A 23,506-nucleotide genomic window follows, 5' to 3' on the forward strand; every position below is an offset into this window, starting at 1 on the left:
GCGCCCGAGCTGGCGATCAGCGCGACTTGAACAGCCCGCCCAGGATGCCGCGCACGATCCGGCGGCCCGTGGTGCCGCGCAATTCCTTGACCAGCGCCTTGCCGAGCGCCTCGCCCAGCGTGTCGCCCCGGCTGTTGCTGCGCGTCGAGCGGCTGGAGGACCGCCCGACCCGGTCGGCGGTATAACGGCGGCCGGCGTTGAACTCTCGCAGGGTGACGTCCTCGGCCTCTTCTTCGGCGGCTTCGGCTTCAGCCGCGGCGCGGGCGGCCTCTTCTGCGCGGCGCGCGAGGATTTCGGCGGCCGAATCCCGGTCCACCCGCGTTTCATACTTGCCTTTGAGCGTGCTGGCGTCGATGACAGCCCGGCGTTCCGGCCCGGAGAGCGGCCCGAGGCGGGATGCTGGTGGGCGGATCAGCGTGCGTTCGACCATGCCGGGCACGCCTTTTTTCTGCAGCATCGAGGTGACGGCCTCGCCTACGCCGACCTGCATGATCGCCTCTTCGGTGTCGAAGCGCGGGTTGTCGCGATAGGTTTCGGCGGCCATGCGCAATTCCTTGCGGTCCTTGGCCGTGAAGGCGCGCAGCGCATGCTGCACGCGGTTGCCCAACTGGCCGAGGATATCCTCGGGCACGTCCGCGGGGTTCTGGGTAATGAAATACACGCCCACCCCCTTGGACCGGATCAGACGCGCGACCTGTTCGACCTTGTCGACCAGCGCCTTGGGCGCGTCGTCGAACAGCAGATGCGCCTCGTCGAAGAAGAAGACCAGCTTGGGCTTGTCGGGATCGCCCACTTCGGGAAGTTCCTCGAACAGCTCGGACAGAAGCCACAGAAGGAACGTCGCATAAAGGCGCGGGCTGCCCATCAGCCGGTCGGCGGCAAGGATGTTGATCATGCCCCGCCCGTCGGCATCGGTGCGCATCAGGTCGGCCAGTTCCAACGCGGGTTCGCCAAAGAAATCCGCCCCGCCCTGGTTTTCCAGCACCAGCAACCTGCGCTGGATCGCGCCGACCGACTGGACGGAGATATTGCCATAGCGCAGCGACAGATCCTCGCGGTTCTCGCCCACCCAGACCAGCAGCGCCTGCAGGTCTTCGAGATCGAGAAGCGGCATGCCCTGCTCGTCGGCCAGGCGGAAGGCGATGTTCAGGATACCCTCCTGCGCCTCTGACAGTTCCAGCAGACGCGACAGCAGGAGCGGCCCCATATCGGCCACCGTCGTGCGGATCGGGTGGCCCTGCTCACCGAACAGATCCCAGAACGTGACGGGAAACCGGTCATAGGTGAAATCGTCGAACCCGATCTTGGCGTTGCGCTCCATGAAGGGCGCATGCAGCTTGCCGGCCGGATCGCCCGCCACGGCAAGCCCTGAAAGATCGCCCTTCACGTCCGACAGGATCACCGGAACGCCCGCCGCGGAAAACCCTTCCGCCAGGATCTGCAGCGTGACGGTCTTGCCCGTCCCCGTCGCCCCGGCCACAAGCCCGTGACGGTTTGCATATCCCAGCGCGAGATACTGCTTTTCGCCGTAATTCTCGCCACCGCCACCAATGAAAATACCGTTTTCCACGCGACCAGCCCCTTTCGACCACAACCGTTCGGACCCGACCATACAATCTTAACCCCACCATGCCAGAGTGAATTGCGCCCGTTGCCACATGTCCACTTTCGGCGCGGGCCGACTTCCTCCCTGTCAGACTGGCCGCATCCTTCGGGATGCGGCTTTTTTCAGCATCTGCGACATGTGCCGGCGGTTGTCGGCCGGCCGCTGCGCAAATTGTGATCTATTGGCTGTTGACCGGACGGGGGAAACATCCTAGCGTCCGATCAATGACTAAGTCGGCCAGTCCGACGGGGAGTGAAAAACAAGGAAAAAGAGGCCTTTCGGGCCTCTTTTTTCATGTGGACGGTTCGCCCTGCGCCTTGGCGGAATTTCGCACGCACACTTGGGCTTGCGGCGATTTCGCGCCTGACAAGCCCCGCGCGTCATGCTAAGCCGCGCCCAACGATTTGTGACACGAAAAACGGGGATACCATGCCCAGACTGCTTTCCACGCTTTCCATTATCGCGCTTCTTTCCACGCCGCTTGCCGCAATCGCACAGCAGACCGGCACGCAGGAAGGTGACGCCGCGCAATCCGAAGAGAACCCGCAATCCGTCGTCGGGGCCGAAGCGGCGCAGCAGGGCGGCGAACTTCAGATGGGCGAGAACATCCAGGATCCGAACGCGCCCGGCACGCCCTACCTGCGCGAGATGGTCGATGACTGGGCGATGGAATGCATCCGCGTTCCCGAAGGCCAGGAAGAGCCATGTCAATTGTTCCAGTCGCTGGCAGATGCGAATGGCAACACCGTTTCGAACGTGCGGATCTTCAAGCTTCCCGAAGGCCAGCGCGCTGTTGCCGGCGCCCTGGTTGCCGTGCCTCTGGAAACGCTGCTGACCGCGCAGTTGACGATCCGTGTGGATGGCGGACAGGCCAAACGGTATCCCTTCGCCGTTTGCGACCCGCTGGGGTGTTACGCGCGCATCGGCTTTACTGCCGAAGACATCAGCGCGTTCAAGCGCGGCGCAAAGGCTACCGTCAGCCTGACGCCCTTTGTCACACCGGACAAACCGCTGGAGCTGGACATGTCGCTCAAGGGCTTTACCGCTGCATTCGACATGGCGACGGTCACCGCCGCCAACTGATCCTATCGGCGATACCCGCACGACAGGCCCGGATGCCGCAGCATCCGGGCCTTTTCATATCCGCCCGCGCCCAGCCGCAAGGATCAGCCGCAGCCGCGATCCTGCCTCGGACAGATCCATCGCCCCCGCAGAAACACGCGCCGGATCTTTCGCCACAGCGCGCAGGATCGGCGCGGATTTCCATGCCGGCAACAGCGCTGCGCGGGACGCGCGCGGCAAGGCGGTCTGCGTCTTGCGCGCCTGACCCAAGCGGTCAAGGGCGCGGCGCGCAAGCCCGGCCACCGCCTCGGGGCGGCCATCCACCAGCGGCACCCGGCCCGCCGCCTCGAGCGCGGGGATCGCGCGGAACCAGGCGACAAGACCATGCGCAAAACCGATATCGCGAACGGTCTGTTCGGCTGCGTCCGGTGCGCCAAGGGCGCGCGCCGCGACCCACATCAGCCCGCCCGCGGTATCGTCCAGGAACGTGTCGAACGCGGCGGCATCCTCGAACGGATCGCGGTAGATATCCCAGCGCCGCGCAAGAACCAGCCGGTCCAGAACGGCGCAGGCAGGATCGTCCAGGATCGCCGACAGAGGGCTGACGACCTCGTGCCGGCGGGGCGTGTCGCCGCGCGCGATCTCGTCCAGCGCATCGCGCCACCATTGCAGGCGCATTTCGGCGATCATCGGCTCTTGCGTAACCCAGGGCGCGCGGCTTACCTCGACATTGAAGGCATATAACGGGAACAGCACGTCGCGCGCGGCCGGCGGGGCCGCCATGGCGGCCATGAACCGTTCCATATCGCCCCGTTCGACAAGGCCCGCACAAGCGTTGAGGTCGTCAGAGATCACCAAGAAAGTCCCGTATCAGCGTTTCGGTGCGCGGATCGTCCACCACGTCCAGATGCCCCGCACCCGGCAGCACATGGTAGCGCCCCTTCGCGGTCGCGCCAGACATCAGCGGCTCGTACCCTTCGGCGACAAAGCTTTCGTCCGCTTGGCCGGCGATCAGCAGGAATGGCGGCAAGGACGCGACGTCGGCAAGATAATCGCGCCGGGGCGCGTAGGATTGGTTGAGCCGCCAGCTATAGGCTGTGGTCGCGGTGTGCCCAAGCGGGCCGTCCAGAACCGTGCGCGGCATCGCGAACTGGATCACCGTCAGGTGATCCAGCGCATGAATCCCCACTGCGTTCAGCATCGAAAGGCCGATGACGCGGCGCGTCAGCGGATGCGCCCAGCCACCGGAATTGGGCCGTGTCACGGGCGCGTCGTATTGCAGAAACGGCGCCAGCAGGATCGCGGCGTCGATCTTCGCGCCATGCGGTCCGCCGGCAAACCGCACCACCAGCCCGCCACCCGAGGAATGCCCCAACAGCACCACCTTGCGGCCGGCGGCATCGCCGATGATGTGCGCAAGATCATCCTCTAACTGGCCGATATACCCCACGTCGCCGCGGCGTTCCGGGTCCGCGCCATGGCCGCGCAGCGTGACGGCGCGCAACTCGGCAACGTCGCTCAGCGACCAGGCCAGCCGGTCGAACTGCGCACCGTGCCACCCGGACCCATGCACGAGGATGACCAGCGGCTTGGTGGCATCGCCCTCGCCCGCATAGGTGATGGGATGCGCGTAGCAGTCGGGGGTGGTGACAGTGCCCCGGCGCAGCCCGGCCTCGCCCGATGACGCCGTGCGGCCGGCGATCAGCTTGCCAAAATCGAGGGACTTGCCCTGCGGCAGGGCACCCGGGCGCTGTGACACGATCAGTCCCAGGGCAATCGCAAGATAGACCGCACAGGATACCGCGACAAAGATCAGCACCTTACCCAGCATCGCGATCCCCTGCCCGCATGGCCTAGGCCCCGGTTTCGCGCAACAGCTTCCAGACGATCGCGTCCAGCAGGGCGTCAAAGGATGCATCGACGATGTTGGGGCTGACGCCAACCGTCGACCAGCGCCGACCGGCGCTGTCTTCGCTGTCGATGATCACGCGCGTCACGGCGTCGGTGCCGCCTTGGGTGATACGCACCTTGAAATCGACAAGCCGCATATCCGCGATCAGGTCGGAATAGCGCCCCAGATCCTTGGCAAGCGCGCGCGCCAGTGCGTTAACCGGGCCGCGGTCGCTGCCCGCCTCGTCCAGCGATTCACTGACCGACAGTTTCTTTTCGCCGTCGACCTTCACCACCACGACCGCTTCGGACAGGCTGACCATGCGGTTGTACTTGTTCTTGCGCCGCTCGACCGTGACCTTGTAGCGCTTGACCTCGAAATACTCGGGCAACTGCCCCAGCTCGCCCCGCGCCAGCAACTCGAATGACGCCTGCGCGCTGTCATAGGTGTATCCCTGCGCTTCGCGGTCCTTGACGATATCGAGGATGCGGGCCAGCGCGGGGCTGTCCTTTGGCACCTCGATCCCGGCCTCGGACAGGCGGCGGCGCAGGTTCGACTGGCCCGCCTGGTTCGACATCGGCACGATGCGCGCGTTGCCCACAAGGGCGGGGTCGATATGTTCGTAGGTGCTGGGATCTTTCAGGATCGCACTGGCATGCAGCCCGGCCTTGTGCGCAAAGGCGCTGGCGCCGACATAGGGCGCCTGGCGCAGCGGCACGCGGTTCAGGATGTCGTCAAGCTGCCGGCTGATCCGTGTCAGGCCCTGCAGAGCCTCGGGCGTGATGCCGGTGTCATAGCGGCTGGCATAGGGTTCCTTGAGCAGCAGCGTCGGGATCAGCGTGGTCAGGTTGGCATTGCCGCAGCGTTCGCCCAGACCATTCAGCGTGCCCTGGATCTGCCGCGCACCCGCATCGACCGCCGCCAGCGAACAGGCAACCGCGTTTTCGGTGTCGTTGTGGCAATGGATGCCCAGCCGGTCGCCGGGGATGCCGGCGGCGATCACATCGGCGGTGATGCGGCCCACCTCGTCGGGCAGCGTGCCGCCGTTGGTGTCGCACAGCACGATCCAGCGCGCACCGGACGTCAGCGCGGAATTGAGGCAATCCAGCGCATAGTCCGGGTTGGCCTTCCAGCCGTCAAAGAAATGCTCGGCGTCGAACAGCGCCTCGCGCCCCTGGCCCACCACATGCGCGACGCTGGCGCGGATGCTTTCGAGGTTTTCCTCCAGCGTGATGCCAAGCGCAGTGGTGACGTGAAAATCATGCGTCTTGCCGACAAGGCAGACGGCGGGCGTGCCCGCGTTCAGCACGGCGGCCAGCACATCGTCGTTTTCCGCCGACCGGCCCGCGCGCTTGGTCATGCCGAAGGCGGTGAACCGCGCGCGCGTGTCGGGCCGGGCATCGAAAAACGCGCTGTCGGTGGGGTTCGCACCGGGCCAGCCGCCTTCGATGTAATCGACCCCCAAGGCATCCAGCGAGGCCGCGATCTTGATCTTTTCGGCGGTCGAGAACTGCACACCCTGCGTCTGCTGCCCGTCGCGCAGCGTGGTGTCGTAGATGTAGAGGCGATCGCGGGTCATGCCTGAACCTCCGGGTTGGAGAGGTCAAAGCCCGGGGCGCTTGCGGCCCTCTGATCAGCAAGGGAAACCATCACAGCAGCCCCTCCAGCTTGGCCGGGTCGAAATCCGGGCCGGGCACCAGATCGACCCCATCCTTGGACATGCGCACCTCAACACCCGCGGCCAGAAGCGCGGATTTCATCGCGTCGACCTGGCCGAAATCCTTGGTCGCCATCGCGTCGGCCCGCGCCGACGCCAACCTTTCGGCGAGCGCCGCGAGGTCCGCCGCGGGAACCGAGGCCCAATCCGGCACATCACCGCCCATGAACCCGAGAAACTGCAGACTGTGACGAAGGGTTGTCGCGTCATCGGCCAGTGAAAGCTGGTGCAATTCCGCGATGGCCTGCGCGGTGTTCAGATCATCCGAAAGCGCCGCGACGACGCCTTGATAGGGTGCGCCGTTACCGATCGCGGTGGCGGCCTGTGCATACCACTTCCGCAGCGTCCGTTCCGCCTCTTCCCGCTTCTTCTCGGTCCAGTCCATCGGTTTGCGGTAATGCGTGGACAGCATGACGAAGCGGATCACCTCGCCCGGCACGCCCTGGTCCAGCAGGTCGCGCACGGTAAAGAAGTTGCCCAGGCTCTTGGACATCTTCTTGCCCTCGACCTGCAGCATCTCGTTATGCAACCAGAACCGCGCGAACCCGCCCTCGGGATGGGCGCAGCAGCTTTGCGCGATCTCGTTCTCGTGGTGCGGGAACTGCAGGTCGATCCCGCCGCCGTGGATGTCGAACGTCTCGCCCAGCAGCTCATAGGCCATGGCCGAGCATTCGATATGCCAGCCCGGACGCCCCCGGCCCCAGGGGCTGTCCCAGCCCGGCAGGTCGTCCGAAGACGGTTTCCACAGCACGAAATCCATCGGGTTGCGCTTGTAGGGCGCGACCTCGACCCGCGCGCCGGCGATCATGTCATCGACCGACCGGCCCGACAGCTTGCCGTAGTCGCGGTAGCTGTCGACCGAGAACAGCACATGGCCCTCGGCGGCATAGGCGTGGCCCTTTGCGATCAGATCTTCGATCATGGCGATCATCGCGCCGATCCATTGCGTCGCGCGCGGCTCGCGGTCGGGCCGCAGGGTGCGGAGCTCGCACATGTCAGCGTGATACCAGGCAATGGTTTCCTCGGTCCGTTCGGCGATCAGCTCTTCCAGCGTTCCCTTGGCGCCAGCCTCTTTCCGGGCCAGCGCGGTGGCGTTGATCTTGTCGTCCACGTCGGTGAAATTGCGCACGTAGGTGACGTGATCCGGCCCATATACATGGCGCAACAGGCGGTAGAGCACGTCGAACACGATCACCGGGCGTGCATTGCCCAGATGCGCGCGGTCATAGACCGTTGGCCCGCAGACATACATGCGCACATTGTCGGGGTCGATCGGCTGGAACCGCTCTTTCTGGCGGGTTTTCGTGTTGTAGAGCCGGATTTCGGTCATGTCTGTCCTCACACGCGGGCGTCCGCGGCGGGCTTAGCAACTTCGATGCGCAAGGGAAAGAAGGAACGGCCCGCCGAGATATCTCAGCAGGTAATGCAGATGCAGATGATGCAGGTGCCGTTCATGGGACGTGACATTACGCCCCTGCCCGGCCCTTGCCAAGCGGAATCGACGCGGCCATGGTCGGCACGGAATTTGATCAAACCGAAAGGGGCCGTGCCATGAAACTGTCGAGCAGGATCACAGGAATGGTCGGCGCCGAGGGCGACGGCTGGGACTTGTTCTTCAAGGCGCGCGCGATGGTGGATGCGGGCGAACCGGTTGTCGAACTGACGATTGGCGAACATGACATCCGCACCGATCCGTCGATCCTGGCCGCGATGGATCGCGCGGCCCGCGGCGGTCACACCGGTTACGCGATGATGGCGGGCACCGACGAATTGCGCGATGCGGTGGCCGCCCGCGTGCAGGCGCGCACCGGCGTCGAAACGACCCGCGCCAACGTGCTGATCACCCCCGGCGGGCAATCGGCGCTGTTCGCCGCGCATCACGCCGTTTGCGACGAGGGCGACCGCGCCCTGTTCATCGACCCCTATTACGCCACCTACCCCGGCACCATCCGCGGCGTGGGCGCAAGGCCCGTTGCCGTGGCCGCCCATGCCGAGGACGCGTTCCAGCCCCGCGCCGCCGATCTGGCCGCGGCCGCACCGGGCGCGAAAAGCCTGCTGGTCAACACACCCAACAATCCGACCGGCGCGGTCTATTCGCGCGCAACGCTCGACGGGATCGCGCAGGTCTGCCTGGACCACGACCTGTGGCTCATTTCCGACGAGGTCTACGACACCCAGGTCTGGGACGGCGCCCATGTCAGCCCGCGCGCCCTGCCCGGCATGGCCGACCGCACGCTCGTCGTCGGCTCGATGTCGAAAAGCCATGCCATGACGGGCAGCCGCATCGGCTGGCTGGTCGGGCCCGCGCCGGCGATCCGCTATCTCGCCAACCTTGCCATCCACACCACCTATGGCGTGCCCGGTTTCATCCAGGATGCCGCCCTTTTCGCCCTGAACGAAGGTGCCGGGCTGGAACGTGAGATCGCCGCCCCCTTTGCCCGCAGACGGGCCATCGCGCTGGACGTTCTGGGCCGGCAGAACGCGATCCGCGCGCTGCCGCCGCAGGGCGCGATGTACATGATGCTGGATATCCGCGCCACGGGCCTGAGCGGGATCGAGTTCGCCGAAAAGCTGCTCGACACCCACAAGATCGCGGTGATGCCCGGCGAAAGTTTCGGCCGCGCGCCGGCGGGTCATATCCGCGTCGCGCTGACGGTCGAGGACGCGCGCTTTGCCGAGGCGTTCCAGACGCTGGTCGACATGGCAGGCGACCTGGCGCGATAGCGCCCGGCCGGTCAGTCGAGAAGCCAGGAAAAGGCGCGGTGCAACTCGTCGGTGCCGCCCTCGCGATACCAGCGCCCATGGGCCAGGATCACGCGCGTCGGCGCCCAGTCGATCATGCGCTGGACCTGTGCGCGCAACTGGTCCGTGTGCCCGGCAAAGCTGGCGCGCATGTCGCGCGGCATCGCCCCCGGTTCGCTGACCCCACCCAGCCATGCCAGCGGCCGAAACCACCAGGGCAGCTTCGCGGGTTCGAAATTCTCGATCAGGTCGGTCAGGATCAGCGTGTCGGACGCGCGGTGAAAGAACACCACCTCGCGATGGAGCCGACTGCCCTCTACGATCATCTGGTCGATCTGCCCGGCCCACTCTGGCGGCGCGTCCTGCGTCAGGTCATGGTCGATGCGGATATCCACCCCGTGCGAGGCCGCGCGCCCGGCCACGCCAGGCGCCGCCCAGACATGCGCATCCGGCAACGCCGCCTGCCAGTCGGCGACATAGGCGTAATGGATCCAGTTCGGAGCGATCAGATGGCGGATCGGGCCGAGCGCCTCGATCTTCTGCTGCAAGTCACGCGACCAACGGGTGGGCGAATGCAGCCAGATATCGCCGTTCTCCAGACGCACGATGGTGGCGCGGGTGGAAAACGGCATCTTGTAAAAGCGGATGATCGGCCCATCCACCACCCAGATGTCCCGCGCCACGGGCTTGGGCTCATCGAGCGGCGGATAGGTCGGGTCGCTCATTCGGTGACGGTGACCTTTTTCATCACGTCGGGCTGGCCGATCACAGCGCCGTTGCGGCCCTTGCCGCGCTTGATGGCGTCCACCACGTCCATCCCTTCGGTCACGCGGCCGACGACCGTATATTGACCGTTCAGGAAATAGCCTTCGTCGAACATGATGAAGAACTGGCTGTTGGCGCTGTCGGGGTCTTGCGACCGGGCCATGCCCACCACCCCGCGATCGAACGGCACGTCCGAGAATTCGGCCTTGAGGTCGGGCTTGCCCGACCCGCCCATTCCGGCCATGCGCATGTCTTCACCGATCCTGCCGAACTTCACGTCGCCGGTCTGCGCCATGAAACCGTCGATCACGCGGTGAAACACCACCCCGTCATACGCGCCCTCGGCGGCCAGTGCCGCAATCCTTTCGGCATGGGCCGGCGCCACGTCCTCCAGCAGGTCGATGACGATGGTGCCGTTTGCCTCGCCCTCGACCTCGATTTCGATGCCCGTCGCGGCGGCGGGCGTCGCCAGCAGCGCCAGCGCGAATGCAAGTTTACGCATCGGCGGCCACCTTGACCGAGATCATGCGGTCGGGGCTTGCCGGCGGCTCGCCGCGGGTGATCGCATCGACATGTTCCATCCCTGCAATAACGCGGCCATAGACGGTGTATTGGCCGTTCAGGAAATGGTTGTCCTTGAAGTTGATGAAGAACTGGCTGTTGGCCGAATTCGGGTTGGCCGAGCGTGCCGCGCCCAGTGTGCCGCGATCGTGCGGCAGTTTGGAAAACTCGGCCGGCAGGTCCGGCAGGTCCGACCCGCCGGTCCCCGCGCGCGCCGGGTTCCAGCCGTTTTCCATGTTGGCATGGGCCACGTCGCCCGTCTGCGCCATGAACCCGTCGATCACCCGGTGAAAGGCCACGTTGTCATACTGGCCCGAACGCGCCAGTTCCTTCATGCGCTCGCAGTGCTTCGGTGCCACGTCGGGCAGCAATTCGATGGTGACGGTACCACCCTTCAATTCCATCAGGATGGTGTTTTCGGGGTCCTTGATCTCGGCCATATGGCGCTCCTTTTCAGATGTTTGCGCAAACCTAGGCGCGCGCGCCGGGAAAGCCAAGCGCAGAGGTTGACGGCTGCGCGGCATCACGCCATGAGAACCCGCAAACAACCGGTACGAGGGATTGCGATCATGGCCTGGAAGACACTGGATGACATGGATCTGGCGGGCAAGCGCGTGCTCGTGCGCGTCGATATCAACGTACCGGTGGAAAATGGCCGCGTCACCGACGCCACCCGCATAGAACGCATCGTACCCACGGTGCGCGACATCCTGGCCAAGGGCGGCCACCCGATGCTGATCGCGCATTTCGGCCGTCCCAAGGGCAAGGTCGTGCTGGACATGACCCTGCGGGTCTGCGTGCCGGTGCTTGAGCAGAAGCTCGGCCGCAAGGTGCGTTTCATCGAAACGCTCGATGCCGCCGAGAACCTGACCGAAGAGGCGCGTGCCGCCGATGTGCTGCTGCTGGAAAACATCCGCTTCCATCCCGGCGAAGAGGCCAACGACCCCGAATTCGCCGCCCGGCTGGCGAAACTGGGCGATGTCTACTGCAACGACGCGTTTTCCGCCGCGCACCGCGCCCATGCCTCGACCGAGGGACTGGCGCGGCTGCTGCCGTCCTGCGCGGGCCGCCTGATGCAGGCCGAGCTCGAGGCGCTCGAAGCCGCGCTCGGGCACCCGGCCCGGCCCGTGATGGCCGTGGTCGGCGGGGCCAAGGTATCGACCAAGCTGGAATTGCTGGGCAACCTCGTGGAAAAGGTCGACAGCCTGGTGATCGGCGGCGGCATGGCCAACACCTTTCTGGCCGCGCAGGGCATCGGCGTGGGCAAGTCGCTGTGCGAACATGACATGACAGGCACCGCATCCGAGATCATGGCCAAGGCGCAGGCCACCGGCTGCGAGATCATCCTGCCCATCGACGTCGTGGTCGCCCGCGAATTCGCGGAAGGCGCCGAGAACGAAACCGTCCCGGCCACGGATTGCCCCGAGGACGCGATGATCCTGGATGCCGGACCGAAATCGGTGGCACGGATCATCACCGCGCTGGAGGCCGCGAAGACGCTGATCTGGAACGGCCCGCTGGGCGCCTTCGAAATCGCGCCCTTCGACACGGCCACCAACGCCGCTGCGAAGCGCGCCGCCGAGCTGAGCGCCGAGGGCGCGCTGGTATCGGTGGCCGGCGGCGGCGATACGGTCGCTGCGTTGAACAAGGCCGGCGCGGCGGATGACTTCACCTATATCTCGACCGCCGGCGGCGCATTCCTGGAGTGGATGGAGGGCAAGCTGCTGCCCGGCGTCGCCGCGCTGGAACAGGCGGCCTGAGTACCGTAAAACATCAAGCATATTTGCATCACCCGCACCGCTGGCGTATTCACATGCGGGCATAAATTTGAAGAAGAATAGGGACATATGACCATGAACGCGGCACAGGCAGAGCAAATTCGCAAAGGTCAGGGCTTTATCGCGGCACTGGACCAGTCGGGCGGATCGACGCCCAAGGCGCTGCGGCTTTATGGCGTGTCCGAAGATGCCTATGACGGTGACGAACAGATGTTCGATCTCGTCCACGAAATGCGCACCCGCATCGCCAAGGCGCCCGCCTTTACCGGCGACAAGGTGATCGGCGCGATCCTGTTCGAAATGACCATGGACCGCGACATGGACGGCATGCCCACACCGCAATTCATGTGGGAAAAGCGGGGTGTCGTGCCGTTTCTGAAAGTTGACAAGGGGCTCGACGACGAACGCGACGGCGTACAACTGATGAAACCGATGCCCGATCTCGACGCGCTGCTGACGCGGGCGGTTGCGGCCGGCATTTTCGGCACCAAGATGCGCTCGGTCATCAACGCGGCATCGGCCCCCGGAATCCGCGCCGTGGTGGCACAGCAATTCGACATAGGCCGCCAGATCCTGGCGCATGGGCTGGTGCCGATCATCGAACCCGAGGTGACGATCTCGATCGCGGACAAGGCCGAGGCCGAAGATATCCTTCTGAACGATATTGGCGCCTATCTGGATGCGCTGCCCGAGGACGCGCAGGTGATGCTGAAACTGACCCTGCCCGAACAGCCGAACCTATACAAACCGCTGGTCGAGCATCCGCGCGTGATGCGTGTCGTCGCGCTGTCGGGCGGCTATAGCCGCGACGAGGCCAACGCCCGCCTGGCCCAGAACACCGGCATGATTGCCAGCTTCAGCCGCGCCCTGACCGAGGGTCTGAGCGCGCAGCAGTCCGACGAGGAATTCAACGCCACTATCGCGGCAGCCATCGACGGCATCTACGACGCATCGGTCGCGGGCTGATACCCGGCATTATCCTGCGCCGCGGTCCTGCAGGACACGGCCCTTGTAGGCCGATGCCACGACGTGATCGGCCGCGGCAAGGAACTGCTCGATCAGGCGCGGCCGTCCAAGGCTGCGCCGCCACGCCGCCCCAACCGTGCGGTAAAGCCCGGCCCTGAACGGCACGACGACCACGTCACCATCGCTATGCGACAACTCGGACCGGGCATAAAGCGCCGGCAAAAGCGTCGCACCCATATTCATCGCCACCATCTGCCGCAGGGCATCGAGGCTCGTGCCCTCGTATTCGCCGCGCATCCGCGCGCCGGTGTCCCGGCACAGCGCCGCAACCTGGCCATGCAAGGCAAAGGACGGGTCCAACGCCAGCAGATCGACGCCCGACAGATCCGCATGATCGAGTTTTGCCTTCGCGGCCAACGGGTGGTCGGCCGCGACCGCCAGCAGCAGCGGTTCGCGATAAAGCCTTCGCACGCTGAGATCGGCCGCCGCCAACGGCAATTGCGTGACGATCACGTCATGCCGACCGGCCAGCAAATCCTCGACTACATCGCGGGGCGGACCGTCGCGGGCCGCCAGTTTCAGATCGGGATGCGCCTCGTGCAGGTATTTGACCACGCCCGGCAGCATGTAAGGCCCGATCGTCGGGGTCGACCCCAGCCGCAGCGTACCCAACATACCCGATTGCAGCGACCGCGCCAGGCTGGTCATATCCTCGGTGCGCGACAGGATTTCGCGCGCGTGCCGCAACACTTCACGCCCGCCGGGCGTCAGGATGATGCCGCCGCGCCGCCGTTCGACAAGGCGCAGGCGCAACACCTCCTCCAACGCCGAGATTTGCAGGCTGAGCGATGGCTGGCTGATCCCGATCTTTTCCGCCGCGCGCCGATACTGGCCGCTATCGGCCAGCGCCACAAAATACCGCAACTGGCGCATCGAAGGCAGGTCGGCTTGCAGCGTCATTTATAGGAAAATCCTATGGATAAAAGATGAAGCTTTGGCTGAATATTTGCATTCCGCCTGCCCATATCAACCTTGCAAGTCGCCAACGATTAGGGAGGTCGCGATGAAAACCAAGGTTCTTGAGCGCGTGGCATCGGTTTCGGCACGGGTCAACGCCCTGAAAAACCGCAAATCCAAGCTTGAAGGCGAAATCGCCGCCGAAGAAGGGCGCCCCGCCCCCGACACTTTGCGGCTGCGCCACCTCAAGGCGCGCAAGCTGCTGATCCGCGATCAGCTTGCCCGCTACGAAGGTGTGCTGCGCACGCTCCGGCCGCTGGCGGGTCACGTCGCCGCAAGGCAAAAGGGCGCAACGGGATAAGGCCGGACGATTACGCCCGCGCGGCGGCGCTGTTCCAGAGCCGCGACATCGACGAATTGTTCGAAGCTCTGACCGAGGATGCGCCGAACGGCCGCGCCGAACCGGACAAGCGGATCACGCGACTGCCGCCGCGCCTGCGGGTGATCGACGGCGGCAGGGCCTGAACGCCGGTTACGGGCAGTCAGGCCAGCCGCGCAAGGATTCCGTCGATATCTATGCCCGATACCGCGCCCGGCACATGGCCACGTTGCCCGTCCAGCCGCGTGGCGATGAACCCCTCGGCAACGGGGGTGTTTTCCAGCTCCAGCAGGAAAGCCGCGGCCAACAGGTTGGCCGCGCTTTCCGCAAACCACCGCGCCTCGGCCTCGGGCGGCAGTGCGGGCCAACGGTCCTGGTGGGCCTTCAGCGCGGCGTCATAGCGCGCATCGCGCCCAAGGTTCGATTGCAGCCGCGCCATCAGCGCCTCGGCGGCCAGCGGCTCCTTGACCAGCGTACGCAGGATGTCGAGGCAGATCACGTTGCCCGACCCTTCCCAGATGCCATTCAGCGGCGCTTCGCGATAGAGCATCGGCATCGGCGTTTCCTCGATGTAGCCCATGCCGCCAAGGCATTCCATCGCCTCGACGATCATCATCGGGGCGCGCTTGTTGGAAATGAACTTGGCCAGCGCCACGGATATGCGGGCAAAGGCGCGATCCGCCTCGGCCTGCCCGTCAAAGGCGCGCGCCGCCCCGAAGCCGAGCGCAAGCGCGGCCTCGGCCTCCAGCGTCAGGTCGGCCAGGACGCTGCGCATCAGCGGCTGGTCGATCAGCCGGCGCTGAAAGGCCGCGCGCCCCGACACCCACCAATGGGCCTCGGACAGCGCCGCGCGCATCAGCCCTGCCGGCGCCATCGCGGTATCGAGCCGGGTGTGATGCACCATTTCGATGATCGTCTTGACGCCCTGCCCTTCGTCGCCCAGGCGAAAGGCGATGGCATCGTGATACTCGATCTCGGACGAGGCATTCGCCCGATTGCCCAACTTGTCCTTCAGGCGCATCAGGTGCATCGTGTTGCGCCCCTCGTCCAGCCAGCGCGGCACCAGGAAACAGGTCAGCCCGCCAGGGGCCTGCGCCAGGGTCAGGAACCCGTCGCACATCGGCGCGGAACAGAACCACTTGTGCCCCCGCAGCCGGTAATGATCGCCCTCGGGCGTGGCGATGGTCGAATTGGCGCGCACGTCCGAACCGCCCTGCTTTTCGGTCATCGCCATGCCCATCGTCGCCGCACGCTTGCCCGCCACCGGCGCGATCGCCGGATCGTAGGCCCGCGCCGTCAGCTTGGGCACCCAGGTCTCGGCAAGCGCTGGATTCGCACTTAACGCGGGCACAGCGGCATAGGTCATGGTCAGCGGGCAGGAAATGCCCGGCTCGACCTGCGCCATGAAATAGACCAGCGCCGCATGTGTTGCGTGCCCGCCGGCGTGACCTTCCCAGGCATGGGCGGCATAGCCATGCTCCATCCCCATCTGCATGATCGCGTGATAGCCCGGATGAAACTCGACCTCGTCACGGCGGCGCCCCGACCGGTCGAACAACTTCAGCCGCGGCGCATCGCGGCGGGCGTTCTCAGCGTGTTCCCACGCCTCGGCCGATCCGAAGGCCGCCCCGGCGCGCGCCAGCGCTTCGGCATCGGCGCCGGACCATTGCGCAGCCGCCCGCAGCGCCTGATCGCCATGCCACAGATCGCGGTCTCCGCGTGGCACCGGCTGGTTCATGACCTCATGTGTCGAAAGCGCGCTATGCGGGGCCGTGGTGTTGGGCATGGTTTGGTCCTCCTTGCGGAAAGGATGGCAAAACCGCCGGCGCGCCACCAGCCTTACGCGGCGTATCAGCGGCAAACGGCCAAAAAACTTCACGCTTTTGAAAGAAGGGGGATTCACAGCGCGAATCACTTATGCCATTGTGCATGAAACGCGCCCGAAAGAGGCGCAGCACAAGGCAGTGACGGCAACACCATGACGCGGCGCAAAACCCCGGCAATCGGCATCCTGGCATTCTTTGTCGTGGCGTTCTCGATGGGCGCTTACTTTACCTTTGCAGCCGTGCAGGGCGATTACGGCTTGTTCCGCCGCGCTGAAATCCAAGCCGAAAGCGCAAACCTCCAGACCGAGCTGGACCGCCTCGAAGCGCAGGTCACGCGGATGGAAAACCTCACCCATCGCCTGTCCGACGACTACCTGGATCTTGATCTTCTCGACCAGCAGGCGCGCGATGTGCTGGGCCTTCTGCGTTCGGACGAAATCGTCATTCGCTGACGGCCAAGGCGCCGGACGCGCCGGTCCCCCCACCCCTTCACCTTCGAAGAATGCCCGCAATCCCCACGCAGGAAATTCTTTCTCGCCAAGAGCGGCGCGATGCGATATGAATAGTTTAACGCTAAACTATCGCCAATCGCCAAGGGAGGCGCAGCATGGCTGCACGAAAAACCCAAGCAAAACCGAATGTTTCGGCGGATGAGCTGAAAAAGTTCTACCGCGACATGCTGTTGATCCGCCGATTCGAAGAAAAGGCCGGTCAGCTTTACGGCATGGGGCTGATCGGCGGTTTCTGCCACCTCTATATCGGTCAGGAAGCGGTTGTCGTCGGACTCGAAGCCGTGGCCGAAGAAGGCGACAAGCGCATCACCACCTACCGCGACCACGGTCACATGCTGGCCTGCGGGATGGACGCAAAGGGCGTCATGGCCGAATTGACCGGCCGCGAGGGCGGCTATTCCAAGGGCAAGGGCGGCTCGATGCACATGTTCTCGAAAGAGAAGCATTTCTATGGCGGCCACGGCATCGTGGGCGCCAACGTCCCGCTTGGGGCGGGTCTTGCCTTCGCCGACAAGTACCTGGGCAACGACCGCGTGACATTCACCTATTTCGGTGACGGCGCCGCGAACCAGGGGCAGGTCTACGAAACCTTCAACATGGCCGCGCTCTGGGATCTTCCGGTGGTGTTCGTGATCGAGAACAACCAATACGCCATGGGCACTTCGCAGAAGCGGTCGACCTCGACCCCTGATATCCACACCCGAGGCGAGGCGTTCGGCATCCCCGGCGAGGCCGTCGACGGCATGGACGTTCTGGCGGTGCGCGACGCGGGCGCCAAGGCGGTGAAACACTGCCGCGCGGGCAAGGGCCCCTACATCCTGGAAATCAAGACCTACCGCTATCGCGGCCATTCCATGTCGGACCCCGCAAAATACCGCACCCGCGAAGAGGTGCAGAAGATCCGCGAGGAAAAGGACGCCATCGAACATGTGCGCGACCTGCTGCTGCAGGGCAACCATGCGACCGAGGATGACCTGAAAGCGATCGACAAGGAGATCAAGGCCATCGTGAACGAAAGCGCCGATTTCGCAAAGGAAAGCCCCGAACCCGCGCTCGATGAGTTGTGGACGGACATTTACGCCGACGTGGCGCCGCAGAACGCGTGACGGGAGGAGACAAAGACAATGGCAACTGAAATCCTGATGCCCGCCCTCTCGCCCACGATGGAAGAAGGCACATTGGCCAAGTGGCTGGTCAAGGAAGGCGACGAAGTCAAAGCCGGCGACATCCTGGCCGAGATCGAAACCGACAAGGCCACGATGGAGTTCGAAGCGGTCGATGAAGGCACCATTGGCAAGATCCTGATCGAAGAAGGCACCGAGGGCGTGAAGGTCAACACTGCCATCGCCATGCTGCTGGACGAAGGCGAAAGCGCCGACGATATCGAAGCGCCATCTGCACCCGCGGCGTCGTCCGCGACCGCAGACGAAGCGGCACCCGCGCCCGCCGCGGCGAAAAGCGCCCCGCGCGACGACTCCACCGCCGATGCGCCCCAGCCCGACCGCAGCCCTGACTGGCCCGAAGGCACGGAACTCAAGAAACAGACCGTGCGCGAGGCGCTGCGCGATGCCATGGCCGAGGAAATGCGCCGCGACGACACTGTTTTCGTCATGGGTGAGGAAGTGGCCGAATACCAGGGCGCCTACAAGATAACGCAGGGTCTGCTGGACGAATTCGGCGGCAAGCGGGTGATCGACACGCCCATCACCGAACACGGCTTTGCCGGGGTCGGCGTCGGCGCGTCCTGGGGCGGTTTGCGCCCGATCGTCGAGTTCATGACATGGAACTTCGCGATGCAGGCCATCGACCAGATCATCAACTCGGCGGCCAAGACGCTCTATATGTCCGGCGGTCAGATGGGCAGCCCGATCGTGTTCCGCGGCCCCAACGGCGCAGCGGCGCGCGTCGCCGCCCAGCACAGCCAGGATTACGCCGCATGGTACGCGCAGATCCCCGGTCTAAGGGTGGTGATGCCCTATTCGGCCTCGGACGCGAAGGGCCTGCTTAAATCGGCGATCCGCGACCCGAACCCGGTCGTGTTCCTGGAAAACGAGATCCTCTACGGCAAGTCCTTCGACGTGCCGGTGCTGGACGATTTCACCATCCCCTTCGGCAAGGCCCGTATCTGGCGCGAAGGCAGCGATGTGACCCTTGTCAGCTTTGGCATTGGCATGACCTATGCGCTTGAGGCAGCCGAGAAACTGGCCGCAGACGGCGTCGAGGCCGAGGTGATCGACCTGCGCACGCTGCGCCCGATCGACTACGACACCGTACTGGCCAGCGTGATGAAGACCAACCGCTGCGTCACCATCGAAGAAGGCTGGCCCGTGGGGTCGATCGGCAACCATATCGGCGCGGTCATCATGCAGCGCGCGTTCGACTACCTCGACGCGCCGGTGGTGAACGTGACGGGCAAGGACGTGCCGATGCCCTATGCCGCCAACCTCGAACGCCACGCCCTGACCTCGGTCGACGAGGTGATCGCGGCGGTCAACCAAGTCACCTACCGCTAAGGAGGACGCGCGATGCCCACGGAAATCCTGATGCCCGCCCTGTCCCCCACGATGGAGGAAGGCACACTGGCGAAATGGCTGGTCAAGGAAGGCGACACCGTCAGCGCCGGTGACCTGCTGGCCGAGATCGAGACCGACAAGGCCACGATGGAATTCGAGGCGGTGGACGAAGGCACCATCGGCAAGATCCTCGTGCCCGAAGGCACCGAGAACGTAAAGGTCAACACCGCCATCGCCGTCCTGCTGGAAGAAGGCGAAAGCGCCGATGACATCGCCGGCGATGCCGGTGCCGCCAAACCCGAAGCCAAGGCAGCGCCCGCGGAAGGCGACAGCGATGAAAAGCCCGCTGCGGCCCCCGAGGCCGCCAGTGCCCCGCCCGCGCCGAAATCCGGCGATGGCGAACGCATATTTGCCTCTCCGCTTGCACGCCGCATCGCGGCCGACAAGGGTCTCGACCTAAGCCAGATTGCGGGCAGCGGCCCGCGTGGCCGGATCGTGAAGGCAGATGTAGAAAACGCCACGCCGGGCGCCCGCGCCGCGCAGGCGTCCGCGCGCGGCGATGCGGCCCCGGCGGCATCGGGCAGCGCCCCTGCCCCGGCTGCGGCGCCTGCCGGCCTCGCGACCGAAACCGTGCTGAAGATGTACGAGGGCCGCGACTACGAGGAAATCAAGCTCGACGGGATGCGCCGCACCATTGCCGCGCGCCTGACCGAGGCCAAGCAGACCATTCCGCATTTCTACCTGCGGCGCGACATCCGCCTGGATGCGCTGCTGAAGTTCCGTTCCGAGCTGAACGCACAACTGGAACATCGCGGGGTCAAGCTCAGCGTCAACGACTTCATCATCAAGGCCTGCGCGCTGGCGCTGCAAGCCGTCCCCGCCGCCAACGCGGTCTGGGCGGGCGACCGTGTGCTCCAGATGAAGGCATCTGACGTGGCCGTGGCCGTGGCGATCGAAGGCGGGTTGTTCACGCCGGTCATTCAGGACGCCGAAACCAAGACGCTGTCTGCGCTGTCTTCGGCGATGAAAGACCTCGCCACCCGCGCCCGCGACCGCAAGCTGGCCCCGCATGAATACCAGGGCGGCAGTTTTGCGATCTCGAACCTGGGCATGTTCGGCATCGACAATTTCGATGCCGTGATCAACCCGCCGCACGGGGCGATCCTGGCGGTTGGTGCGGGCGTGAAGAAACCCGTCGTCGGCAAGGACGGTGAACTGGCCGTTGCAACGGCGATGAGCGTCACGCTCAGCGTCGATCACCGCGTAATCGACGGCGCGCTCGGGGCGGAACTGCTGCAGCAGATCGTCGACAACCTGGAAAACCCGATGGCAATGCTGGCCTGATCGAACGACATGATCCAAAAGCCGCCTCGCAGGGTACTGCGGGGCGGTTTTGTTTTCTGTCAGTTACTTACAGGGCGGTCCTGACCCATCGCGCCAGGGCAAGGTTGCGGCCGTTCAGACGATCAGGTTCAGCATCAGCCCCCCGATCAGCCACCCCCAGGCCAGCAGCGCCAGCCAGAAAAGCACACGGTCCAGCGCCCCGCCGTGGCTGTGGTCGTGATGGTGGCCGCCGCCCTTGTTGGTGCGCCATGCAATCCAGCCGAAACCACATGTCACGGCACCGAAGAACAGGTTCAGCCAAAAAGTATAGTCGATGGCGAACCGCTCCCCAGGCGCGATCAGCCCGGTCCCCTGGGCCTCCGGGACCAGCCCCAGGGCCGTGAACCCGACATGCATGATCAAAGCCGCCACAACCAGCGCCACCAGGAAAACCGCCGCGATATACCCGGCCATGCGCCAGCCGTAATATTGCGCATGCACCCGGATCACCGGGAACACCACGAGATCGGAAAAGATGAATGCCATGATACCGGCCATGCTGACACCGTTGGCGAACAGCAGCCCGGCCAGCGGGATATTCCCCATCGACCCGATAAAGGTGAAAAACGCCGCAACGGGGCCAATCAGCGCATGGCTGACAACCTGCCAAAGGCCCAGCTCGTCAGCCCCCGTACCGGGGAACAGCCAGGTGAAAAACGCCGGCGGCACGAAGGCTGCGATGATTCCCGCCGTCGCAAAGCCCACGGTCACGTCCTTCCAGACCATGCGCCACTCGCCAAGATAGGCCTGCGCCAGGCGCCCCCATGCCGCGAACGATCCGAACAGGGCCGATATCCCAAGCGTTTGCGCCTCTTCGCCCGCCTCCAGACGGGCGCGCACGTCATCGACCAGTCGTCGCGGAAAGCTCAGACGGACCAGCCCCCACATAAGCAGGATCAGGACGATCCCGCCGACATATTCGGCCACAACGAATTGCCAGCTTAAAAACACCGAAATGACGATCCCCAGTTCGATCACCAGATTGGTCGATGCCAGCAGAAACGCCAGCGACGGCACAAAGCCCGCCCCCTTTGCGAACAACGCCCGCGTCGTCGCCAGCGCCGAAAAGCTGCAAGATGATGATATGAAGCCGAAAAACGTCGCCAGCGCGACGGCGCGCCCCTCACGTTCGCCCATCGCGCGCCGCATCTGCGCCCGCCCGACGAACAATTGAATCGCCGCACTGATGACATAGCCTAGGCCAAACGCCCAGAACGCCATCCAGAAAAAACCGGCAGATGTCAGTGCGGCCTCTGCCCACAAGGACAGAAATGCCATAGCTCCCCCTTCCTGTTCCCCGCGCTCAGCCCGGGGGCGGCTGGTTCGTGTCTGTTATCAAAGCGCGTCGCGCAGGATCTGGTTCATCGTGACCGAAGGCTGCGCACAGCCCGCCTCGCCGACGACCTTGGCCGGAACGCCGGCGACGGTGGATTTGGGCGGCACGTCATGCAGCACGACCGAACCCGCCGCAATCCGCGAACAATGCCCGATCTGGATATTGCCCAGCACCTTGGCCCCGGCCCCGATCAGAACGCCATCGCCGATCTTCGGATGGCGGTCTTCCTCTTCCTTGCCGGTCCCGCCCAGGGTCACGGAATGCAGCATCGAGACATTGTCGCCAACCACGGCGGTTTCACCGATGACGATGGAATGGGCATGGTCGATCATGATGCCCCGCCCCATACGGGCCGCCGGGTGGATGTCGACACCGAAAATCTCGGATGTGCGCATCTGAAAGAAATAAGCCATGTCACGCCGGCCCGTTTTCCACAGCCAATGCGCGATGCGATAGGCCTGCAGCGCCTGGAACCCCTTGAAGAACAAGAGCGGCTGCAGGAACCGGTGGCAGGCCGGGTCGCGATCGTAGACCGCCGCGATGTCGGCGCGGGCATCCTGCGCCAAACCCGGCGAATCCCGATAGGCCGCGTCGCAAATCTCGCGGATCAACTGTTCGGACATTTCACCCGAAGCCAGCTTCAAGGCGCAGCGATAGGCAAGCGCACATTCCAGCGACTCGTGATGCAGAACCGAGGAATGGATCAATCCGCCAAGCAGCGGCTCATCCTTTACGGCCTGTTCCGATTCGTCGCGAATTTGCGACCAGACCGGATCGATTTCGGCCAGTCTCTTGCGCGTTTCAGCCATGTCGACGCTCCTTTGCTTGGCGTGACTATAGCAGATAGGCTGCCCATGCGAAAACGCAAACCCGTGATGAAGGGGATCGCGATCATGGATGAAACGGCGCAGAATCAGTTTCGCACATTGCTTAGGGCGCGTCTGGACGAGATCGAAAGCGCCGATGCCCTTGGCAAACAGGGTCAGGAAACCGTTCAGCTTGATCAACAGTCGGTCGGTCGTCTGTCCCGGCAGGACGCGCTGTTGAACCAGTCGATGGCCAAGGCCAACCAGAATCGCCGCACGAATGAGGCCCAGCGCCTGCGCCTTGCCCTCACGCGCCTCGAGGAAGGCGACTATGGCTTTTGCACCGATTGCGGGGAAGAGATCGCCGCAAAGCGGCTGGAACTCGACCCCGCCACCCCGAAATGCATTTCCTGCGCGCGCGGATAGCCCGCGCGCCGCGAAAGCCCGCTCAGAACCGCCAGCAGGCAATCCAGGTAGGCGCCGTTGCTCAAAGGTGGTTCGGGTGGCAGGTCGGTCGGCAAAACTGCCGAACGCAGCGTGCCGTCGCCCCAATGCGGATGCGCACGGCCCTCCCTGCGGCGGTAGAGATCCGCGGCATGGGCCCGCTCGACCAGCCTTACGAACGCCGCCTCGCGATCCTTGCGGGAAAGCGTCAAAAGCATCCGCGCCGCGGCAACGACGTCGCCATGCAAGACCCGCCGCATGA

General features: G+C 64.8%; 23 protein-coding genes. 10 read left to right on the forward strand and 13 right to left on the reverse strand.

Translation table 11 applies throughout. The annotated features are described in order from the left end of the window. Positions 1-16: 16 nt before the first annotated feature. Positions 17-1,570, reverse strand: a complete 1,554-nt coding sequence (locus BLT50_RS02645) for a helicase HerA-like domain-containing protein (RefSeq protein WP_090027024.1) — start codon at positions 1,568-1,570, stop codon at positions 17-19. A 465-nt stretch (positions 1,571-2,035) separates the two neighbouring features. Here BLT50_RS02645 and BLT50_RS02650 point away from each other — a divergent pair, with 465 nt between their 5' ends. Further along, positions 2,036-2,689, forward strand: a complete 654-nt coding sequence (locus tag BLT50_RS02650; protein WP_175491373.1) for an invasion associated locus B family protein — start codon at positions 2,036-2,038, stop codon at positions 2,687-2,689. 54 nt (positions 2,690-2,743) lie between these two features. Here the strand turns inward: BLT50_RS02650 and BLT50_RS02655 are convergent, their stop codons facing one another. From BLT50_RS02655 to cysS, 4 genes are all read right to left on the reverse strand, one after another. Further along, positions 2,744-3,526, reverse strand: coding sequence for a squalene/phytoene synthase family protein (locus BLT50_RS02655; RefSeq protein WP_245723260.1), 783 nt, complete (start codon positions 3,524-3,526; stop codon positions 2,744-2,746). Then, positions 3,513-4,499 carry an alpha/beta hydrolase gene (locus BLT50_RS02660; protein ID WP_175491374.1) on the reverse strand — a complete coding sequence of 329 codons (987 nt, stop codon included), beginning with the start codon at positions 4,497-4,499 and terminating at the stop codon, positions 3,513-3,515. Before BLT50_RS02660 ends, BLT50_RS02655 begins: the two co-directional genes overlap by 14 nt. A gap of 22 nt (positions 4,500-4,521) precedes the next feature. Then, on the reverse strand, positions 4,522-6,138 hold the full coding sequence (cimA, locus tag BLT50_RS02665) for a citramalate synthase (protein WP_090026196.1): 1,617 nt from the start codon (positions 6,136-6,138) through the stop codon (positions 4,522-4,524). A 70-nt stretch (positions 6,139-6,208) separates the two neighbouring features. Beyond that, a complete protein-coding gene (cysS, locus tag BLT50_RS02670; RefSeq protein WP_090026199.1) occupies positions 6,209-7,606 on the reverse strand; it encodes a cysteine--tRNA ligase in 1,398 nt (465 codons plus the stop codon). A 221-nt stretch (positions 7,607-7,827) separates the two neighbouring features. Between cysS and BLT50_RS02675 the strand changes: the two genes are divergently transcribed. After that, a complete protein-coding gene (locus BLT50_RS02675; RefSeq protein ID WP_090027028.1) occupies positions 7,828-9,000 on the forward strand; it encodes a pyridoxal phosphate-dependent aminotransferase in 1,173 nt (390 codons plus the stop codon). Positions 9,001-9,011: 11 nt separating this feature from the next. Here BLT50_RS02675 and BLT50_RS02680 read toward each other — a convergent pair whose 3' ends face one another. From BLT50_RS02680 to BLT50_RS02690, 3 genes are read right to left on the reverse strand one after another with little or no spacing between them, the layout of a single operon-like run. Then, positions 9,012-9,743, reverse strand: coding sequence for a DUF4336 domain-containing protein (locus tag BLT50_RS02680; RefSeq protein WP_090026201.1), 732 nt, complete (start codon positions 9,741-9,743; stop codon positions 9,012-9,014). Continuing rightward, complete coding sequence (locus BLT50_RS02685) at positions 9,740-10,285, reverse strand: peptidylprolyl isomerase (protein ID WP_090026203.1); 546 nt, start codon at positions 10,283-10,285, stop codon at positions 9,740-9,742. Before BLT50_RS02685 ends, BLT50_RS02680 begins: the two co-directional genes overlap by 4 nt. Beyond that, complete coding sequence (locus tag BLT50_RS02690; RefSeq protein ID WP_090026206.1) at positions 10,278-10,784, reverse strand: peptidylprolyl isomerase; 507 nt, start codon at positions 10,782-10,784, stop codon at positions 10,278-10,280. The genes BLT50_RS02685 and BLT50_RS02690 overlap by 8 nt, the downstream gene beginning before the upstream one ends. A 129-nt stretch (positions 10,785-10,913) precedes the next feature. On the opposite strand from BLT50_RS02690, the gene BLT50_RS02695 reads away from it, so the two are divergent. Both BLT50_RS02695 and BLT50_RS02700 read left to right on the forward strand, forming a co-directional pair. After that, positions 10,914-12,104 carry a phosphoglycerate kinase gene (locus tag BLT50_RS02695; protein ID WP_090026208.1) on the forward strand — a complete coding sequence of 397 codons (1,191 nt, stop codon included), beginning with the start codon at positions 10,914-10,916 and terminating at the stop codon, positions 12,102-12,104. Positions 12,105-12,197: 93 nt separating this feature from the next. Beyond that, on the forward strand, positions 12,198-13,088 hold the full coding sequence (locus tag BLT50_RS02700) for a fructose bisphosphate aldolase (protein ID WP_090027030.1): 891 nt from the start codon (positions 12,198-12,200) through the stop codon (positions 13,086-13,088). A gap of 9 nt (positions 13,089-13,097) precedes the next feature. Here BLT50_RS02700 and BLT50_RS02705 read toward each other — a convergent pair whose 3' ends face one another. Beyond that, positions 13,098-14,048, reverse strand: a complete 951-nt coding sequence (locus BLT50_RS02705; protein WP_090026210.1) for a hydrogen peroxide-inducible genes activator — start codon at positions 14,046-14,048, stop codon at positions 13,098-13,100. A gap of 103 nt (positions 14,049-14,151) precedes the next feature. Between BLT50_RS02705 and BLT50_RS02710 the strand changes: the two genes are divergently transcribed. After that, complete coding sequence (locus tag BLT50_RS02710; RefSeq protein WP_090026212.1) at positions 14,152-14,406, forward strand: HP1242/YdcH family protein; 255 nt, start codon at positions 14,152-14,154, stop codon at positions 14,404-14,406. Between the two features lie 181 nt (positions 14,407-14,587). Here BLT50_RS02710 and BLT50_RS02715 read toward each other — a convergent pair whose 3' ends face one another. Beyond that, entirely contained in the window at positions 14,588-16,210 is a 1,623-nt protein-coding gene (locus tag BLT50_RS02715) for an acyl-CoA dehydrogenase family protein (protein WP_090027032.1), read from the reverse strand. A gap of 192 nt (positions 16,211-16,402) precedes the next feature. Between BLT50_RS02715 and BLT50_RS02720 the strand changes: the two genes are divergently transcribed. From BLT50_RS02720 to BLT50_RS02735, 4 genes are all read left to right on the forward strand, one after another. Then, the gene (locus tag BLT50_RS02720) at positions 16,403-16,702 is read left to right on the forward strand and encodes an FtsB family cell division protein (RefSeq protein ID WP_090026214.1); all 300 of its coding nucleotides are present in this window, start codon (positions 16,403-16,405) and stop codon (positions 16,700-16,702) included. A 155-nt stretch (positions 16,703-16,857) separates the two neighbouring features. Further along, positions 16,858-17,868, forward strand: a complete 1,011-nt coding sequence (gene pdhA / locus BLT50_RS02725) for a pyruvate dehydrogenase (acetyl-transferring) E1 component subunit alpha (RefSeq protein WP_090026216.1) — start codon at positions 16,858-16,860, stop codon at positions 17,866-17,868. 18 nt (positions 17,869-17,886) lie between these two features. Then, positions 17,887-19,275 (forward strand): pyruvate dehydrogenase complex E1 component subunit beta, encoded by a 1,389-nt coding sequence (locus tag BLT50_RS02730; RefSeq protein ID WP_090026218.1) that lies wholly within the window; start codon positions 17,887-17,889, stop codon positions 19,273-19,275. A gap of 12 nt (positions 19,276-19,287) precedes the next feature. Then, complete coding sequence (locus BLT50_RS02735; RefSeq protein ID WP_090026220.1) at positions 19,288-20,619, forward strand: pyruvate dehydrogenase complex dihydrolipoamide acetyltransferase; 1,332 nt, start codon at positions 19,288-19,290, stop codon at positions 20,617-20,619. Between the two features lie 114 nt (positions 20,620-20,733). Here BLT50_RS02735 and BLT50_RS02740 read toward each other — a convergent pair whose 3' ends face one another. Together BLT50_RS02740 and cysE are read right to left on the reverse strand one after the other, a co-directional pair. Continuing rightward, positions 20,734-21,936: a permease gene (locus BLT50_RS02740; protein ID WP_090026223.1), complete on the reverse strand. Its 1,203-nt coding sequence runs from the start codon at positions 21,934-21,936 to the stop codon at positions 20,734-20,736. Between the two features lie 57 nt (positions 21,937-21,993). Next, on the reverse strand, positions 21,994-22,803 hold the full coding sequence (cysE, locus tag BLT50_RS02745) for a serine O-acetyltransferase (RefSeq protein ID WP_090026225.1): 810 nt from the start codon (positions 22,801-22,803) through the stop codon (positions 21,994-21,996). Between the two features lie 45 nt (positions 22,804-22,848). Between cysE and BLT50_RS02750 the strand changes: the two genes are divergently transcribed. After that, positions 22,849-23,226, forward strand: a complete 378-nt coding sequence (locus BLT50_RS02750; protein WP_245723261.1) for a TraR/DksA family transcriptional regulator — start codon at positions 22,849-22,851, stop codon at positions 23,224-23,226. Here BLT50_RS02750 and BLT50_RS19830 read toward each other — a convergent pair. Beyond that, complete coding sequence (locus BLT50_RS19830; RefSeq protein ID WP_483869204.1) at positions 23,130-23,504, reverse strand: DUF7742 family protein; 375 nt, start codon at positions 23,502-23,504, stop codon at positions 23,130-23,132. The two genes, BLT50_RS02750 and BLT50_RS19830, sit on opposite strands and share 97 nt — an antisense overlap. Positions 23,505-23,506: the final 2 nt, after the last annotated feature.

This window comes from Lutimaribacter saemankumensis, assembly GCF_900100005.1.
Taxonomy (GTDB): Bacteria; Pseudomonadota; Alphaproteobacteria; order Rhodobacterales; family Rhodobacteraceae; genus Lutimaribacter; species Lutimaribacter saemankumensis.

Excerpts from the sequence above, each read along its gene's own strand:
- BLT50_RS02700 (WP_090027030.1), top strand. The coding sequence starts at position 12,198 with ATGAACGCGGCACAGGCAGAGCAAATTCGCAAAGGTCAGGGCTTTATC.
- BLT50_RS02735 (WP_090026220.1), top strand. The coding sequence starts at position 19,288 with ATGCCCACGGAAATCCTGATGCCCGCCCTGTCCCCCACGATGGAGGAA.
- BLT50_RS02650 (WP_175491373.1), top strand. The coding sequence starts at position 2,036 with ATGCCCAGACTGCTTTCCACGCTTTCCATTATCGCGCTTCTTTCCACG.
- BLT50_RS02695 (WP_090026208.1), top strand. The coding sequence starts at position 10,914 with ATGGCCTGGAAGACACTGGATGACATGGATCTGGCGGGCAAGCGCGTG.
- BLT50_RS02740 (WP_090026223.1), bottom strand. The coding sequence starts at position 21,936 with ATGGCATTTCTGTCCTTGTGGGCAGAGGCCGCACTGACATCTGCCGGT.
- BLT50_RS02715 (WP_090027032.1), bottom strand. The coding sequence starts at position 16,210 with ATGCCCAACACCACGGCCCCGCATAGCGCGCTTTCGACACATGAGGTC.
- cimA (WP_090026196.1), bottom strand. The coding sequence starts at position 6,138 with ATGACCCGCGATCGCCTCTACATCTACGACACCACGCTGCGCGACGGG.
- pdhA (WP_090026216.1), top strand. The coding sequence starts at position 16,858 with ATGGCTGCACGAAAAACCCAAGCAAAACCGAATGTTTCGGCGGATGAG.
- cysS (WP_090026199.1), bottom strand. The coding sequence starts at position 7,606 with ATGACCGAAATCCGGCTCTACAACACGAAAACCCGCCAGAAAGAGCGG.
- BLT50_RS02680 (WP_090026201.1), bottom strand. The coding sequence starts at position 9,743 with ATGAGCGACCCGACCTATCCGCCGCTCGATGAGCCCAAGCCCGTGGCG.
- BLT50_RS02705 (WP_090026210.1), bottom strand. The coding sequence starts at position 14,048 with ATGACGCTGCAAGCCGACCTGCCTTCGATGCGCCAGTTGCGGTATTTT.
- BLT50_RS02685 (WP_090026203.1), bottom strand. The coding sequence starts at position 10,285 with ATGCGTAAACTTGCATTCGCGCTGGCGCTGCTGGCGACGCCCGCCGCC.
- BLT50_RS02660 (WP_175491374.1), bottom strand. The coding sequence starts at position 4,499 with ATGCTGGGTAAGGTGCTGATCTTTGTCGCGGTATCCTGTGCGGTCTAT.
- BLT50_RS02690 (WP_090026206.1), bottom strand. The coding sequence starts at position 10,784 with ATGGCCGAGATCAAGGACCCCGAAAACACCATCCTGATGGAATTGAAG.
- BLT50_RS02730 (WP_090026218.1), top strand. The coding sequence starts at position 17,887 with ATGGCAACTGAAATCCTGATGCCCGCCCTCTCGCCCACGATGGAAGAA.
- BLT50_RS02720 (WP_090026214.1), top strand. The coding sequence starts at position 16,403 with ATGACGCGGCGCAAAACCCCGGCAATCGGCATCCTGGCATTCTTTGTC.
- cysE (WP_090026225.1), bottom strand. The coding sequence starts at position 22,803 with ATGGCTGAAACGCGCAAGAGACTGGCCGAAATCGATCCGGTCTGGTCG.
- BLT50_RS02710 (WP_090026212.1), top strand. The coding sequence starts at position 14,152 with ATGAAAACCAAGGTTCTTGAGCGCGTGGCATCGGTTTCGGCACGGGTC.
- BLT50_RS02675 (WP_090027028.1), top strand. The coding sequence starts at position 7,828 with ATGAAACTGTCGAGCAGGATCACAGGAATGGTCGGCGCCGAGGGCGAC.
- BLT50_RS19830 (WP_483869204.1), bottom strand. The coding sequence starts at position 23,504 with ATGCGGCGGGTCTTGCATGGCGACGTCGTTGCCGCGGCGCGGATGCTT.
- BLT50_RS02750 (WP_245723261.1), top strand. The coding sequence starts at position 22,849 with ATGCGAAAACGCAAACCCGTGATGAAGGGGATCGCGATCATGGATGAA.